Origin of the sequence: Corynebacterium pseudokroppenstedtii (genome assembly GCF_019754945.1) — a bacterium.
GTDB classification, from domain to species: Bacteria; Actinomycetota; Actinomycetes; order Mycobacteriales; family Mycobacteriaceae; genus Corynebacterium; species Corynebacterium pseudokroppenstedtii.
Genome location: NZ_JAEUWU010000001.1, coordinates 499825 through 516521 on the forward strand (window position 1 = coordinate 499825; position 16697 = coordinate 516521).

Annotated in this window: 15 protein-coding genes; all 15 read left to right on the forward strand. The window is 54.5% G+C overall.

Going from position 1 to position 16697, the window contains the following annotated elements:
- The first annotated feature begins 28 nt into the window (after nt 1-28).
- The 15 genes from JMN36_RS02115 (at nt 29) to aroQ (ending at nt 16670) form a co-directional block, all read left to right on the forward strand.
- On the forward strand, nt 29-1306 hold the full coding sequence (locus JMN36_RS02115; RefSeq protein WP_221923780.1) for a phosphotransferase family protein: 1278 nt from the start codon (nt 29-31) through the stop codon (nt 1304-1306).
- Between the two features lie 19 nt (nt 1307-1325).
- Nucleotides 1326-2714 (forward strand): replication-associated recombination protein A, encoded by a 1389-nt coding sequence (locus tag JMN36_RS02120; RefSeq protein WP_221923781.1) that lies wholly within the window; start codon nt 1326-1328, stop codon nt 2712-2714.
- 150 nt (nt 2715-2864) lie between these two features.
- On the forward strand, nt 2865-3506 hold the full coding sequence (locus tag JMN36_RS02125) for an ABC transporter permease (RefSeq protein ID WP_204088525.1): 642 nt from the start codon (nt 2865-2867) through the stop codon (nt 3504-3506).
- Nucleotides 3507-3508: 2 nt separating this feature from the next.
- Nucleotides 3509-4771, forward strand: coding sequence for an ABC transporter ATP-binding protein (locus JMN36_RS02130; RefSeq protein ID WP_204088524.1), 1263 nt, complete (start codon nt 3509-3511; stop codon nt 4769-4771).
- On the forward strand, nt 4764-5615 hold the full coding sequence (locus JMN36_RS02135; protein WP_204088523.1) for an ABC transporter permease: 852 nt from the start codon (nt 4764-4766) through the stop codon (nt 5613-5615). The genes JMN36_RS02130 and JMN36_RS02135 overlap by 8 nt, the downstream gene beginning before the upstream one ends.
- A gap of 107 nt (nt 5616-5722) precedes the next feature.
- Nucleotides 5723-6691: a glycine betaine ABC transporter substrate-binding protein gene (locus JMN36_RS02140; RefSeq protein ID WP_422387125.1), complete on the forward strand. Its 969-nt coding sequence runs from the start codon at nt 5723-5725 to the stop codon at nt 6689-6691.
- A gap of 312 nt (nt 6692-7003) precedes the next feature.
- On the forward strand, nt 7004-9664 hold the full coding sequence (gene alaS, locus JMN36_RS02145) for an alanine--tRNA ligase (RefSeq protein ID WP_204088522.1): 2661 nt from the start codon (nt 7004-7006) through the stop codon (nt 9662-9664).
- Nucleotides 9630-10166 carry a Holliday junction resolvase RuvX gene (gene ruvX, locus JMN36_RS02150; RefSeq protein ID WP_204088521.1) on the forward strand — a complete coding sequence of 179 codons (537 nt, stop codon included), beginning with the start codon at nt 9630-9632 and terminating at the stop codon, nt 10164-10166. The genes alaS and ruvX overlap by 35 nt, the downstream gene beginning before the upstream one ends.
- Nucleotides 10167-10325: 159 nt before the next feature.
- Nucleotides 10326-11492, forward strand: coding sequence for an endolytic transglycosylase MltG (mltG, locus tag JMN36_RS02155; protein ID WP_221923782.1), 1167 nt, complete (start codon nt 10326-10328; stop codon nt 11490-11492).
- Complete coding sequence (locus tag JMN36_RS02160) at nt 11482-12462, forward strand: shikimate dehydrogenase (RefSeq protein ID WP_275414846.1); 981 nt, start codon at nt 11482-11484, stop codon at nt 12460-12462. The genes mltG and JMN36_RS02160 overlap by 11 nt, the downstream gene beginning before the upstream one ends.
- A 119-nt stretch (nt 12463-12581) precedes the next feature.
- Nucleotides 12582-13088 carry a prepilin peptidase gene (locus tag JMN36_RS02165; RefSeq protein WP_204088518.1) on the forward strand — a complete coding sequence of 169 codons (507 nt, stop codon included), beginning with the start codon at nt 12582-12584 and terminating at the stop codon, nt 13086-13088.
- Between the two features lie 138 nt (nt 13089-13226).
- Nucleotides 13227-14447 carry a chorismate synthase gene (gene aroC, locus JMN36_RS02170; RefSeq protein ID WP_204088517.1) on the forward strand — a complete coding sequence of 407 codons (1221 nt, stop codon included), beginning with the start codon at nt 13227-13229 and terminating at the stop codon, nt 14445-14447.
- A complete protein-coding gene (locus JMN36_RS02175) occupies nt 14448-15023 on the forward strand; it encodes a shikimate kinase (RefSeq protein WP_204088516.1) in 576 nt (191 codons plus the stop codon). It begins immediately after the preceding gene.
- Entirely contained in the window at nt 15020-16219 is a 1200-nt protein-coding gene (aroB, locus tag JMN36_RS02180; RefSeq protein WP_204088515.1) for a 3-dehydroquinate synthase, read from the forward strand. The genes JMN36_RS02175 and aroB overlap by 4 nt, the downstream gene beginning before the upstream one ends.
- Nucleotides 16209-16670 (forward strand): type II 3-dehydroquinate dehydratase, encoded by a 462-nt coding sequence (gene aroQ / locus JMN36_RS02185; RefSeq protein ID WP_204088514.1) that lies wholly within the window; start codon nt 16209-16211, stop codon nt 16668-16670. The genes aroB and aroQ overlap by 11 nt, the downstream gene beginning before the upstream one ends.
- Nucleotides 16671-16697 lie beyond the last annotated feature (27 nt).

Genomic DNA, 16697 nt, shown 5'->3' on the forward strand with positions numbered 1-16697 from the left:
CGGCGTAGACAAGGAGTAGTGGCACACAGTGCTATCCACTGATGCGGTCATGAGCGCAGCCTCTGACTTATTGGGTAACAGGCTTGGTGGCCAACCCCACCTGTCCGATCCAGAGGATCTAGGAGGGTCAGGGTCTGCGTTAGTCTTGCGTGCGCGCGTCGCCACTAACCCGTTCTTGCATGAACGAACAGTAATCATTAAGCAACTGCCGCCAGAGTCGCTGAGCGGCCCTGATCCAGCACTCGTTCGTGAGATCGTCGCGTATCAATTCACCAATTCGCTGGCTAATGAATCTCGTCCTGGTCCGGTCATGTTGGCATATGACCTGGACAAAAGGTTGATGGTCACCACCGACGCTGGATCAGTCGACAATCTAATCGACGTATGGAACACCAGCTCTGACGACGATAAAGCGAAGTTGGTGAGGCGGCTCGGCACGTCGTTAGGGCGCATGCACCGTGCGACCGCTGGGGCAGAAGATGATTTCGCCACTCTCCTTCGTCGCATGATGTCCCGTGCGAAAGCAGGCCGTGAGTTAGTCGTCGCCCGCGGACGTGTCCTTACTGACGCCATCGACTACGGATTGAGCATGGTGGGGAAGCTCGGTGTTTCTGTTCCGGCAGAAGTGTCAGACTTTGCCGCCGATTCATCACGACGGTTGGCGTCGGGGCAGCATAGAGCCTTTACTCCCTTCGACCTCTCACCCGACAACATTCTGTGCGGTAACCACAGGATCACGTACCTCGACTTCGAGTGGGCCGGATTCCGCGATGTCACCTTCGACGTTGCGTGCGTTATTGCTGGTTTCCCGCAATATGCCGAGGGCACTGCTCTTAACGGAGAACTCAGCCGTAAGTTTGTTGATGCGTGGCGTCATGAAGTGAGTGGAATGTGGCCCAATGTCCTCAACGATGAACGCTTGCGGGCGCGAATAGTCACCGCCCTGGTGGGGTGGTCGCTTCTGTCACTAGCCATCTTGGAAGCTGGAGGACTCACCGCGCTGATAGATAAAGTACGGTTCACCACTGATAGCGGCGAAGACAACGCATCTGCCGGTAGAGCCGTCGGCACGAAGGACTCTGAGGATTCGGATCTGGACCGGTCTGTTGACTTTAGAGGACAGCATATCCTCCACGGTCGCGCCCGAACGCGAGATCAACTGGTCATTCGTCGCGACATTATTCAGACGTTTGAAGCTCTCGGAGCTTTAGCCGAGCGCGGCCAGGATCCCAGATTCCCCGCAGTCGCAGCGTTTAGTCGAGAGGTCTGCACGGCAGTAAGAAATCTGGAGCGCTCCGGCTCGTAACTTATGAGGAACCCCATATATGACGGATGATGACACGAACTCGGGTCAGTCCGGATTGTTCGGCAACCCGCTCGACACCTCTTCTTCTTCTTCCTCAACGGAGTCGTCGACGGACTATTTTCATCCCGGGTCGTCGGCGCCTCTAGCAGTGCGTATGCGGCCACGTAATTTGGATGAGGTCGTAGGCCAAGAGCACGTTCTTGGGCAGGGTTCGCCATTACGGCGTCTCGTTGAGGGGGCGGGGGATTCGTCGGTTATTCTCTTTGGTCCACCGGGGACCGGTAAAACGACGATCGCGTCCCTTGTTTCTTCCACGACGGGGCGTCGCTTCCGGGTGCTCTCTGCTCTGAGTTCCGGAGTCAAAGAGATTCGGAGCGTCCTCAAGGAGGCCCGTCAAGCCCTTATCGACGGCGTTCAGACCGTCCTTTTTATCGACGAGGTCCATAGGTTTTCAAAAACCCAGCAGGATGCGCTTCTCGCGGCCGTCGAAAACCGAACAGTGCTGCTCGTTGCCGCGACCACTGAGAACCCCAATTTCGCCGTCGTCGGGCCACTGCTCTCACGGTCATTGCTAGTTCAGTTGGAGCCTTTGGATGACGAGGCTATACGCACGGTCATTAACCGCTCTGTCTCATCACAGCGGGGGCTCGCTGGAAGAATTCGTATCGACGACGACGCTGTGACTTCGATTGTCGCGATGGCAGGGGGCGATGCCCGACGTGCGCTGACTTATGTGGAGGCCTCAGCACAGTCATTGACCGATGGCGAGACTATAACGCCGGAGATCGTCGCCAATAATGTTGATCGCGCGCTCGTGAAATACGACCGTGATGGTGATCAACACTATGACGTGATTAGTGCTTTCATTAAGTCAATTCGTGGGTCTGACGTTGATGCTGCCTTGCACTATCTAGCGCGGATGGTAGAAGCGGGGGAGGATCCACGATTTATAGCGCGCCGGCTCGTCATTCTTGCGAGTGAAGATATCGGGATGGCGGATCCCACCGCACTCCAGACTGCCGTCGCGGCGATGCACGCAGTATCCATGATCGGCATGCCTGAAGCGCGTATCACGCTTGCTCAAGCGACCATTCACCTTGCTACTGCTGCGAAATCAAATGCGGTGATCGTCGCCATTGACTCGGCGATTAAGGATGTGAGGAAGGGGAAGGCCGGAGCTATCCCCTCGCATTTGCGTGATGGCCACTATGAAGGTGCGAAGCGTATCGGTAGCGCTGTTGGTTACGTGTATCCGCACGATGATCCTCGTGGCGTGGTCACACAGCAATATCCGCCGGATGAGGTGGTAGACCAGCACTATTACGTGCCTACTGCGCATGGCGAAGAGCGAGCCTTACAATCTCGTCTCGAGGCCATCGAAAAAATCGTGAGAGGAAAAAATTCGTAACTGTTGTGTTTTTCGACGCCCGAAAAATTCATTTACTGTTCTTTTTCGATACTCTGCAGAATTCTTTGATCGGGCCTATAGTGGTCACTACGTACTTCTAACGATTGATGACTATCGCGGTGGCGTGGTCATCGAGGAGTTGACCACAGCATGGCGGAATTTATTTCTGCGCGGTGGCAAGACATTCTTTTCCGGTGCTACCAACATGGAAGTCTCGTTATCCAGTCGCTGATTATCGCTTCCATTATCGCTTTAATTTTGGCAGTTATTGTCACGTCTTTTCGCACACTAGCGCCTATCGCAAATGCCATTTCTGCTATTGGGCTCACAATCCCATCGTTCGCGCTATTGGGAATGTTGATTCCAATCGTCGGAATTGGGACTTTACCGTCTATCGTCGTCGTGTGTTTTTATGCCACGTTACCGATACTTCGAAATGCGGTGGTCGGTTTAGATGGAGTTAGTCCGACGTTAGTTGAGGCTGCCCGCGGGCAAGGTATGAGCTCATTTGGAATTTTAACCAAAGCAAAGTTACCTATCGCCTGGCCAGTTATCATGACCGGCATTCGTGTATCGGCTCAAATGTCGATGGGAGTGGCCGCTATTGCTGCCTACGCATTAGGGCCTGGTCTCGGTGGCTACATCTACACCGGATTGAGCCAAATTGGCGGTGCGAACGCTGTGAACTACGCGGTAGTCGGAACAGTCGGCGTTGTTATCGTCGCACTCATTGTTGATTTTGCGTTAATTGGATTAGGCCGGCTCACAATACCGCAAGGCTTGAGAAGGTAAAAATGTCATCATCGAATACCCATCATCATCGGATCCAAGACTCGGGACAGGCGAGACAAGGATCAAAGCCTGTCGACGGAACCTCCGGTCGATCAGGCGTCGACATTGTGCTCGACGGTGTACAGAAAAGATTTCCGGGCCAAGAGACGCCGGCTGTCACGCATTTAGATCTCACCATTAATGCCGGTAACACCGTTATGTTCGTCGGACCGTCGGGTTGTGGGAAAACCACTTCTCTTAAAATGATTAATCGGCTTATTGAACCTACGTCGGGGCATATTTTTATTGACGGGGACGATGTGACGAAGAAAAATGCCACGGAGCTTCGACGAAAAATTGGTTATGTTATTCAGGGCGGAAGTCTTCTTCCGCATCTCACAGTGGGGGATAACGTCGGGCTTGTTCCTGGACTTTTGAAGTGGAAAAAGAGTGATATCAGCGCTCGAACGGACGAGCTTCTAGACATGGTTGGCCTCGACCCATCGGTCTATCGGGATCGCTACCCGCGTGAGCTCTCTGGTGGTCAGCAACAACGTGTGGGGGTTGCCCGTGGTCTCGCAGCTGATCCGCCGGTCATCCTGATGGACGAGCCTTTTGGGGCCGTTGACCCCATCACACGAAACCATCTGCAAGATGAGCTTCTTTCTATTCAAGAAGATCTTCATAAAACCATCATCTGCGTGTCTCATGACATCGATGAAGCAATCAAACTCGGTGACAAAATCGTCATCTTTAACGTCGGTGGTGTTGTCGAGCAATACGACACGCCCCAAAATATTTTGTCATCACCGGCTAATGACTTTGTCGCTGATTTCGTGGGATCAGGATCTCGGTTAAAACAGTTAGCGCTTCTTAGGGTATCGGATATGGAACTCGATCAGCCTCCAATATGTCACATAGGTGATCGAGTCGATGAGGTTACCGAACGGGTCACACGTGCTGGAGAAGATTCTGTAGTCATTCTCGACGAGCGCGAAAGGCCTAAAGACTGGGTTTATCTCGACGGTATTTCACGGTTTGACTACGTTCCGACACCAACGGTGAAACTTCAAACAGTCGTCGACCTCCGATCTACGCTCAACAATGCCTTAGATTCCATGCTGTCCTCGAGTCATGGGGGTGCAATGGTGACAGATCGCGACAGATACGTCGGCACTATTAACTACGAAAAAGTTAATCAGTATGTCCACCAGCAAACACGACCGGATCATGAGGCAAAACCCATCCTCTGGAACTCGGGCTCGGAACGTGATGTCGATGTCTAAAGTGACGGACCAACAAGACTTGTCCACGGCACGAAGCCTTCAACCAGAGCAATCGCACAATACCCATCGCGCACCACGTCGTGGGCTCTCCAGCAAGATGCGCAATTTGCAGATGACTAAGGAGGACAAGCTCCTTGTCTTTGGGACGCCCATCCTTATCCTCGTGGTGTTCGGGGCCTGGTTCATATGGCGGACGACCACAACGCTGACAGATGTCGAAATGCGTCAATTGGCGTGGTCAGTGGTTGGTCGTCGAACTCTGGAGCATCTTCGCATCGTCGTTATCTCAGCGATTATTGTGCTCGCTGTGGGCCTGCCTCTGGGGATCGTGCTCACGCGACAGCGCATGAAGTTTTTAGTCCCCATCGTCACCGGAATCGGTAATGCGGGGCAATCGGCACCTGTTATTGGTGTGATCGTGCTCCTGGCGATGTGGTTGGGCTTTGGCACTCCGGTCGCTATCTTGTCCCTATCTTTGTATGCATTTCTCCCCGTATTGGCGAATACCATCGCCGGACTTCAGGGCGTGGACAAAGACCTCATTGAAAGCGCTCGGGGCATGGGAATGACGCCGTGGCAGATTCTGTGGCGAATTGAAATTCCTCTGGCCTCCTCTGTCATTCTTAATGGTGTTCGCACTGCGTTGGTCTTATTAGTGGGCGTCGGAGCCTTCGCCACCTTTATTGATGCTGGTGGGCTCGGTGCTCTGATCCAATCCGGAATCGTCTTATTCCGTTACCGCGTCTTGGTTTCTGGAGCGATACTCGTCGCATTGTTGGCATTGTTTGTGGATTGGATCGGCCGAATAGTTGAGATTGCAGTGACTCCGAAGGGAATATCATGAGATCCGGCCCACACAACCGTTCAAAGAACTTCGGTGTAGATCCATCCAGCACAAGAACCCCGGACGGCGGAAGATGGCCGGTTAAAGGTGAGCGCGTTACTTATTCAGTGCGGAGGGCCGCGTACACGATCGTTGCTTCCGTGTTATCGGTGTTCTTAATCGGTTCGCTAACTGCGTGCGGATTGGGCACGTCGGGAGGGTTCACCCACAATGGTGAGCTAGCGGGTCCCGTCGAGGGGAAGTCTGTTGATGGAGCCCATGTCGCCGTGGGATCCAAAAACTTCACTGAGCAAATTATATTGGGGAAAATTGCGGTCACACTTCTCAAATCTGCGGGTGCGCATGTTGACGATCTGACCAATATTCCGGGATCAAATAGCGCTCGATCTGCGATGCTTCGCGGGAATATTGACATGCAATGGGAATACACGGGTACAGGATGGATCTCGTATCTCGGTCACGATGATCCTATTGAGGATAGCCATCAGCAGTACATTGCCGTTCGCGATGCTGATAGAAAGAATGGCTTAACCTGGTTACCGCCAGCTCCTATGAACAATACGTATGGGTTAGCAATACGGCAGGGGAAGGCTAAGCAGCTCAATATCACGAAGATTTCTCAGCTGAAGGATCTTCCGCTGAATGAGCGAACGTTCTGTCTAGAGGCGGAATTCGCCAATCGTAATGACGGTTTCCAGCCGATGCTCGCGAAGTACGGGATTCCACCAGTGCCTTCGTCCAACATTTCATTAATGGATACAGGTGCTATTTATTCCGCAACTGACCGTGGGGGATGCAACTTTGGTGAAGTCTTCACAACGGATGGTCGTATTAAAGCGCTGAACTTGCGAACTCTGGAAGACGACCAGCATTTCTTCCCCAAATACAATGTGGCTCCCGTATTCCGGACTGATCTCATCAAGAAGTATCCGCAGCTAGAGCCTCTCTTTGAACCGGTGGCGCAAAAACTGACCAATGACGTTCTTCAAGATCTCAACGCGAAAGTTGACGTGGATGGCGATGAACCCTCTGAGGTAGCGTGGGATTGGCTCCGCGAGGAGGGCTTCGTGAAGTAGACCAAGCGCAACTTTCCAAACATGCTGCGCGCGTTGCGGCTCAGTGATCCGGCGGCTAACGCAATTGGTCTATCCCGTTATGTATAGTCCGAAGCCCGTTGTCCTTAGCACTGCGGCACGCTGTACTCTGTTGGCTAGACGGTACAGTGTTTACCGACCATTTTGTTAACGTCAGCTCCGCACCTGTCGGACTACGGTCATCCGAGGATGTTAACCATCAGGCGCTCATGCGCTGCGTGGCTTCGCCCTCTGGGGGACGTACGCCGGCCGATAGACTGTGGAGCTTCACCATGTATAAAGCGAGGTTCGTTCGTGTACACACACGAGATCAGGGAACGGTTCACGGAATACTTTGTTAAAGCTGGGCACACGTCCGTCCCCAGCGCGTCGCTGATCCTGGACGATCCGAACCTGCTCTTTGTTAACGCGGGAATGGTTCCCTTCAAGCCGTACTTCTTGGGTCAACAAACCCCTCCGTTTAACACGGCTACCTCTATCCAGAAATGTGTGCGCACACTGGATATCGACGAAGTCGGTATCACGACGCGTCACAACACGTTTTTCCAGATGGCGGGCAATTTCTCTTTCGGAAACTACTTCAAGGAAGGCGCAATTACCCACGCCTGGGAGCTACTCACCAGTTCAATTGACGACGGGGGATTCGGCCTTGATCCTGATCGATTATGGGTCACTATCTATCAGGATGACGACGAAGCCGGCGACATTTGGCACGACACGATAGGTATTCCGCGTGAGCGCATCCAGCGGCTGGGTATGGCGGATAACTATTGGTCGATGGGAATCCCCGGACCATGTGGCCCCAGCTCCGAAATCTATTACGACCGCGGACCGGAATACGGTAAAGAAGGCGGTCCTGTTGTCGATGACACTCGCTACATCGAAATCTGGAACCTCGTGTTCATGGAAAAAGAGCGCGGCGAGGGGACTGGCAAAGAAAATTTCGAGATTCTTGGGCCACTCCCGAAGAAGAACATTGATACTGGTTTAGGTATCGAGCGAGTCGCCTGCATCCTGCAGGGCGTTGATAACGTCTACGAGACCGACCTTCTCCGCCCAGTTATCGACGTTGCCGAAGAACTGACGGGAGCTCGCTACGGCGCACGTCACGCAGATGATGTCCGATTCCGAGTTATCGCTGATCACTGCCGTACCGCGTTAATGCTCATTCTCGACGGAGTTGCTCCCAGTAATGAGGGACGCGGTTACATTTTGCGACGCCTCCTGCGCAGAATCGTTCGGTCCGCTCGTCTTTTGGGCGCAACGCACGAAACCATGGAACGGTTCATGGAAACCGTCCGTCGCACCATGACCCCGTCGTACCCTGAGATCGAAGACAACTGGGAGCGCATCCGGTCAACCGCTGTAGCCGAGGAACGCGCATTCTTGGCGACGTTGGAATCGGGCGAAAAGCTCTTCACGACCATTGCGCAGGATCTCAAAGTCCGCGGTGAGACTGTTTTCCCCGGTTCCGACGCCTTTATCCTGCACGATACGCACGGTTTCCCCGTCGACCTGACTGCAGAAATGGCTAATGAACAAGGGCTGACCTTAGATCGTGACGCTTTTGATCGTCACATGCAAGACCAGAAAGCGCGGGCTAAGGCCGATAACCGTGCGAAGAAACACGGACACGCTAACCTGTCGGTGTATCGCCCCTTCGTCGACAACCATGCGACGGTCTTTACCGGCTATGACACCCTGGAAGATGAGGGAACCATCCTGGGGATGGTGTCCAATGGTCGACTCGTTGAAAAAGCAACCGAGGGCGACCACGTCGATGTCATTCTTGACCGCACTCCCTTCTATGCAGAGTCCGGCGGGCAAATGGCTGACCATGGAGAACTATCGACGGCCGGTGCCCGCTTGAAGGTCAACGATGTGCAGAAGATTGGCAAGAAACTGTGGGTGCACAAGACCGAGGTAACCGGTGGCGAGATCGCCGTCGGAATGAAAGTGGAGGGCAAGGTTGACCCCCAGTGGCGGCACGCTGCACGGCAAGCCCATTCGGGTACGCACCTGATTCACGCTGCGTTGCGGCAGGTGTTGGGGCCAACGGCGGTCCAGGCTGGGTCTATGAACAAGCCTGGCTACCTGCGGTTCGATTTCAATTTCAACCGCCCGCTTACTGATGGCCAACTGAAAGATATTCAGGACATCGCCAATTCCGCGGTGGACGCCGACTACACCGTCAACACCATTGAGACCTCCCTCGACGAGGCAAAGAAGATGGGGGCTTTGGCGCTCTTCGGTCAAAGCTACGGTGACTGGGTTCGCGTCGTCGAAATTGGTGGCCCGTTCTCTATGGAACTCTGCGGTGGCACGCACGTCGACCACGCATCACAAGTTGGCCCCATCGCTGTTCTAGGTGAATCGTCGGTGGGATCCGGTGCGCGCCGCATCGAAGCCTATACCGGTATGGATTCATTCCGTTACCTGGCTCAGCAGCAGTCGACGCTGACCACAGTGGCGACGTCGCTCAAGGCACCGGCCGATGACGTTCCTGAGCGCGTCGACCAGTTAGCTGCTCGCCTTCACGACGCTGAACGTGCTGTTGCACGTGCCCACCAGCAGGCTCTCCAATCTAAGGCGGACGAGTTCGTGGCTCATGCCCAGCGTCTCAACAACGTGACGGTGGTAGCTGAGAGCGTGTCGGACGTGGCGGCCAAGGATTTGCGTCCGATGGCGCTAGACGTCCGAAACCGGTTAGGCAATGAGCCTGCAGTCGTCATTTTGATCAGTTCTACTGGCGATAAAGTGCCCTTCGTCGTGTCAGCGAACGAACAGGCAACCGGTGTTGGGATCAACGCGAACTCGCTCGTGAAAACCATCGGCCAATCAGTCAATGGTCGCGGCGGCGGAAAGCCCGATATGGCCCAGGGCTCGGGTAGTGACGCCACCGGCATCTCGCACGCACTGGATGCCGTCCTTGATAACCTTAAGAAGCAGGGATAATTTATTGGTGAAAAACATTGTCCCTGACCGTCCAGGAGAGGATGATCCTGGACCCGGTCGCCGCTTGGGGTTGGATGTCGGCACGGTTCGTATCGGCGTTGCTGTGAGTGATCCCGATGGCATTCTTGCCACGCCGGTCTCTACCGTCGCGCGGACGACTAAGAGGCGTGGGCCCGATGGCGAAGACATTGATTCCATCGTTCAGCTCGCGCACGACTACTCGGTGGTTGAAGTCATCGTGGGGTTGCCAAGGATGTTGGACGGATCCGCAGGCTCATCGGTTAAACACGCTCAGGATGTGGGTTTCCGCGTCCGTCGTCGACTGGAACGCGACGGCGTCGATGTACCGATTCGATATGTCGACGAACGCATGACTACCGTAATGGCTCAATCCAACCTCCACGACGCTGGTATCAGTGTTAAAGAGGGGCGATCGATTATCGATCAGGCTGCGGCGGTTGAGATCCTCCAGACCTGGTTAGATCAGCGTCCGCGACGTTAGCGGAATGGCGTTGACCGCCAACCAAAAGTAGCAATTCTTCGACAGTCAGAGAGCATTTGTGGTAGTTGAATACGTCCACGCTCTCTGATTTAGTGGAATGGCTATAGTTATCTATTTGTCCTGTATCTATTTTCCCTGTCCCCGGAGCTAGGAGAATTTGTGCCATCGAGCCGAACACGTCGTCGCCGTCATCTTGCTGGGCATAAACAAAACGCCATAGCCGTGACGGTGGCATTAGCTGTGTTGTTGGCCGGCGTGATTACTTACGTCGTGTACCACAACGTAGCGGGGGACAAGGACGATTTTTCGGGGAACGGAAACTCAACGTCGGCCCTGGTCAGAGTGGATGAAGGTGACACGATTTCCTCGCTGTCCTCGACGTTGGTGGACAAGAAGATCGTGTCGTCGCGTCGTTCTTTGATGAATGCGGCAAAGAGCAAGGGCAATGCTGTTAACTTGCAGCAAGGCTATTATGTCCTACACCAAAAAATGTCGTCTCAAGCTGCTATCGACGCGCTGATGTCTGACGAAGCTCGACGAGGGGTCGTCGACATTCCGACCGGGGCTACTTTGCACGATGTCCATGTTGTAGGTGGAGAGACACGGGCAGGCATTTTTTCTTTAGTTGCTAAACAAGCGTGCGTTTCTAAAGATAGTGACTGTGTTTCTACTAGTGATCTTGAAAAAGCCGCGGCGAATAGCAGTTTAGAGGAATTGGGCGTTCCATCATGGGCATCCAAAGCAGTGTCTGCGCGTGGAAACGATTCCAAACGGTTGGAGGGGCTTATCAACCCCGGCGTCCACATTTTTGACCCCACTGCATCGCCCACAGATATTCTCAAAACACTGGTCACCGAAGGTGCTAAGGCATACGAAGGCACCGGATTATCGTCAGCAGCGCAAACCGTGGGGCTATCCGAATATCAACTACTGACAGCTGCGTCACTCGTCGAGCGTGAAGCGCCCCAGCAGGATTTTGCGAAGGTCGCGCGAGTTATTAAGAACCGCCTCGATAAACCGATGAAACTCGAGTTCGACTCGACAGTTAACTACGGGTTGGATGAACAAGAAGTCGCGACGACTAACGAGGACCGCGAGAAAAAGACTCCGTGGAACACGTACGCAATGGAAGGATTGCCTGCGACACCCATCGCATCGCCATCGTTATCTGCGGTGCACGCGATGGAAAAGCCTGCTGACGGCGATTGGCTGTACTTCGTGACGATCGACAAGAATGGGACAACCGTGTTTAGCCACGATTTCTCCGATCACGAGGCCGCGATTAAAAAAGCCCAAGAAAGTGGAGTGCTTGACAGTGCCCGTTAGTTCCGAAGAGTGTCGAGGTAGCGACAGACGAAAGGATCTCAATCGGCATTATGCCGCAGTGCTGGGAGATCCTATCCAGCATTCTCTTTCGCCCGTGCTCCACGACAACGGCTTTCGGGCGGCTGGCTTGGACCGCTGGTCGTACGAGCGTATCCGGTGCCCCAAAGGCGAACTTGAAAGTACGATCAACTCTCTGGGTCCTGAGTATGAGGGCTTCTCAGTCACCATGCCGGGCAAATTTGAAGCTCTCGATTTTGCGGACGAAGTCACTGAACGCGCAAAGCTCATCGGTTCTGCCAATACGCTGGTGAAAATACACCGAGCAAGCGCTGATAGACGGTCAACTAATGGTGTCTCTGGACCGACTCAGTGGCGTGCAGACAATACCGATGGTGAGGGCGTAGTAGGCGCCGTTCGGGAGCTTCTCACAGCCAAGACCTCGTCGTCCTCCGGAGACGACTCCCATTCAGTGATGGTGACGAACGCTGTCATCGTGGGTAACGGTGGCACCGCCCGGCCTGCTTTATGGGCTCTTGCGCAGTTGGGGTGCCGCAACGTCACTGTAGTAGCTCGATCATCGCGCGCGAAACAGCTTCGCCCGCTTGCGGAAGAACTGGGTATCGACTTTTCATGGACACTGTTCGAGCACTCTGAGAAGGCGTGTGCGAATGCCGACGTCCTGGTGTCAACAGTCCCATCTGTAGCAGCCGAACCCTACGCAGACCTGTTGTCGAGGGCATCGGCGGTATGCGATGTGATTTACAGTCCATGGCCGACGCCACTGATATCGCACTGCCTTGCGGTAGGAACGCCGTGCGTCGGCGGAACGACGATGCTTTTTTACCAATCGCTCAGCCAATTTGAGCAGTTCACCGGGCATCAAGCTCCTCAAGCGGCGATGCGACAGGCCTTGGAAGAAGCCTCCGGGGTACCCGTCGGGGTTCTCAACGCTCCGGGGAGTGCGAGCTAAGGATATTCGCGCGGAGTGGTACCGCAGTTTATCCACAGGTTTGTTTTATCCACAGCTTCGGTGTTCGTGAGCGCGAATAGAATCACTCTACCCTCCCTGATCGTGATGAAATCGCGACCATGCAACAGAGTGAGCATCCGCTCTTACTAGGCCCGGCCCTCTTGCCCCATGACATTTGTGTGGCCGCTTTCGTTGTGGTGAGTATCCTCTGGGCGCTGGGGGTAGTGTGGTTCGATTGCCGATATCGCCTCATTCCATGGCGTCTAACCCTGATCGGTTCTGGGATGGTCATCGCCGGAGAATCATTACTTTTTCACGAGTGGACGGACGTGCTGTGCTGTTCCGCCATCTGGTCAGGTCTCTATGCCTCAGTTGCCCTCGTGGGGGCATCCCTTGGTTCTCGACGGCCGGGAATTGGTGGCGCAGATATTTTAGTTGGTGCGGCATGCGGAGCATGGCTCACACATGGGGGAGTGGTGCTGGTTATTGTGGCCATAGGTTGCGCCAACATCATTTCGGTCGTATACAGCCTGTACACCGTGTATCGCCATGGTCCACCAGAAATAGCCCACATTCCAGCGATGATGGGTGGGGTAGTCGTCGCCACTATGACGGGGATGATGTAAAACGGTCACATTCAATACGGGCAGACGGAGTCAGTCCCGCGAGGAACGATGCACCCGTTATCGCCCCTCTGAGAACCCAAGCTTGTAGATTTAGAATTCTGATAGCTTTACATGGCTACTACGTGGAAGAATGACTGTATGTTGCGTTGGAGCACCGCCGGAGAATCGCATGGTCAAGCGATTGTCTCCACAATGGAAAACATGGTTGCTGGCGTCCCACTCTCAACACAGGACGTGGCTTATCATCTAGCACGACGTCGTCTGGGGTACGGCCGTGGTGCACGGATGAAATTTGAACAAGATGAAGTCACACTTCTCACTGGTGTACGTCACGGCCGCACGTTAGGTAGTCCCATCACTATCGTGATTGGCAATACGGAATGGCCCAAGTGGACCACGGTCATGGCGCAAGATCCAATTGACCGTGACGATCCAGAGGTCCAGGCAGCCATGAACTCCGGCCGGGGAGCGCAACTCACTCGGCCACGTCCTGGTCACGCAGACTTCGCTGGCATGGTGAAGTACGGGGCCCATGACGCGAGAAATATTTTGGAGCGGGCCTCTGCGCGGGAAACTGCTGCCCGAGTAGCTATCGCCGCCGTTGCTCGCTCTTTCCTCCGTGAACTATTTGGCGTTGAAGTCTTTAGCCACGTCGTCAGTATTGGCGCGTCAGAGGTCGACGAGACAGCCCAGCCGCACTTTAGCGATCTCACACGCATCGACGAATCCCCTGTACGCGCTTTTAGCCCGCGGGCCGAAGAATCCATGATTAGCGAGATCAAGGCGGCCAAAAAAGCCGGTGACACTTTGGGCGGCGTCGTTGAGGTTATTGTCGGCGGCCTACCTATCGGATTGGGATCGCATGTGTCGGCAGAGACTCGTTTGGACGCCCGTTTAGCCGGTGCGTTGATGAGTATTCAGGCCATTAAGGGAGTCGAGATAGGCGATGGATTCGCCGAAGCACGTCGGCGTGGATCGGAAGCTCACGATGAAATGGTTCGCAACGACGGGCACGTCGCAAGGCTGACGAACCGTGCCGGTGGCCTCGAAGGCGGAATGACCAATGGCGAAACGCTCCGAGTGCGCGCCGCGATGAAACCAATATCCACCGTCCCGCGAGCACTATCCACCATTGATATGGAGACTGGTGACGCGGCATCTGCCATCCACCAGCGTTCCGACGTGTGTGCTGTTCCCGCCGCCGGCGTCGTCGCGGAAGCGATGGTAGCCCTTGTTGTGGCGCAGGCCGCTTTGGATAAATTCGGTGGCGACAGCCTTGCGGAAACCAAGCACAATGTTCAAAGCTATCTTCATCAGGTGAGTCAATGCTTGAGCTTTGACTCTGGGGTAGGAGAGTGAATGAAACCACGGGTTGTATTGATTGGTCTTCCTGGTGCCGGGAAGTCCACTATCGGACGTCGGCTTAGCCGTGCTCTCGGCCTCGACCTCGTTGACTCTGATGGGCTCATTGAACAACGGTGGGGCGGAATGACGTGTGGCCGAATTTATGACCATTTGGGTGAAGAGCAATTCAGACTAGTCGAAGAGGACGTCATTGCCGACGCCTTGACCACGGGAGGCATCGTTGCACTCGGTGGCGGGGCAATTGTCTCGCCGGTGACTCGCCGACGCCTCGTCGGCCATGAAGTGGTGTTCCTGGATGTGTCCGCAGAAGAAGGTTATCGACGCACCCGCGACTCCCTCACCCGGCCGGTGCTGCAGTCAGAGGATCCAGAGCAGCGCTATCGCGATTTGGATGAGCAACGTCGGCCCCTCTATGAAGAGGTCGCGACTCTTCGCATTCGGAGTGATCGCCGTGGCCCCCAGAAAGTCGTCGCCAGCATTCTGAATTATCTGGAAACCAGTGAGTCCAGGGGGTCGATGATCCCCGACACCGCTGACGAATCCGCTGTTGCAGTAGAGGAATTTCTATGAGTACACCTAGTCGTGAGTCGATCGACACGGCAAGCGGAACAGGGCCGTGGACAATCCCGGTGAACGGCAATAAACCGTATGACGTCGTGATAGGCCACGACCTCGTGGGCTCAACCGGAGCTGCAGCCGATTCCTACTCAAAAGTCGGAATTATCCACCAACCCACAGTTGCCGTCGCAGCCCATCGCATAGCCGATACATTGGCGGCACGCGATATATCCTCCTTCCTCGTAGAAATTGACGACGCTGAACAAGGGAAAACCTTCGACGTCGTCACTCGGTGTTGGGACGAGTGCGCCAAACATGGCGTGGGCCGGCGAGACGCGATTATCAGCGTGGGCGGCGGCGCGGCAACTGATGTCGGTGGATTCGTCGCGGCGACATGGATGCGTGGTATCGATGTCATTCAAGTGCCGACCACGGTGTTGGGAATGGTCGACGCGGCCGTCGGCGGGAAAACAGGAATTAATACACCGGCTGGGAAAAACTTGGTTGGGGCTTTCCATGAGCCATCGGCTGTATTCGTTGATCTCGACTTTATTAACGATCTTCCTCGTGAGGCGATCGTCGCTGGTAGCGCAGAAATCGTGAAAACCGGGTTTATCGCGGATCCGGAGATCACCAAACTCTATGAGCGTGATCCCGATCGCTGTCTCGATGTAGCCGGGGATTTGCCCGAGCTAATTCGCAGAAGCATCGCTGTTAAGGCGTCGGTTGTCTCGCACGATCTTAAAGAATCAAGCTTGCGTGAAATTCTCAATTACGGTCACACTTTTGGACACGCTATTGAAAAGGTCGAGCATTACACGTGGCCTCATGGTCATGCGGTTGCTGTGGGAATGTGTTTTGAGGCAGAACTTGCCTGCGTGACGGGGCACCTCAGTGAAGCGGTCGTGCAGCAGCATCGAACGATTCTTCAATCATTGGGTTTGCCTACGCACTATGATGCTGCTGCGCTCGATGATCTCATCGATGCGATGAAGATGGATAAGAAGAACAGGGACGGGAAGATCCGATTCGTGATCCTTTCTTCCCATGATTCGGATTCCCTCGATTCTGGCACGGGTAGTGGGTTGTCGGCCGAGGACAATTGCAGCCAGGTCCCACGCCCTATTCGGCTAGCTGGGCCTAGTTACGAGGACCTTCAGGCTGCCTTTATTCGCATGAATAAAAGGGGGAGTCGTAGTGACTACTGATAACAAGACAGCTTTACGAGTATTAGTTGCCAACGGTCCCAACCTGGATCGTCTGGGCAAACGGGAACCGGATATTTACGGATCCACGACGCTCGAGGACGTCCAAAATATGCTCCGCGAACGCGCTGAATCCCTCGGCATTAACGTGAGCTTTTATCAGTCGAACCATGAGGGGGACATGATCGATCGTATTCATCATGCCGCCGATGAGGGCGAAGCTGTCATTATTAATCCGGGGGGATGGACGCACACATCGGTGGCCCTCCGCGATGCGTTGGCTGAGATCGCTGACGGTGCGGGCTTTATAGAAGTCCACATTTCAAATGTGCATTCTCGTGAGGATTTCCGACGGCATTCCTATCTGAGCCCGATTGCCCGCGGGGTTATTGTAGGTTTGGGAGTTGAGGGCTACGCCTACGCCCTGGATTTCCTTGCGCGCGGTGACAAGTAAAACTTTGCTAATACTTCACTACTCAGG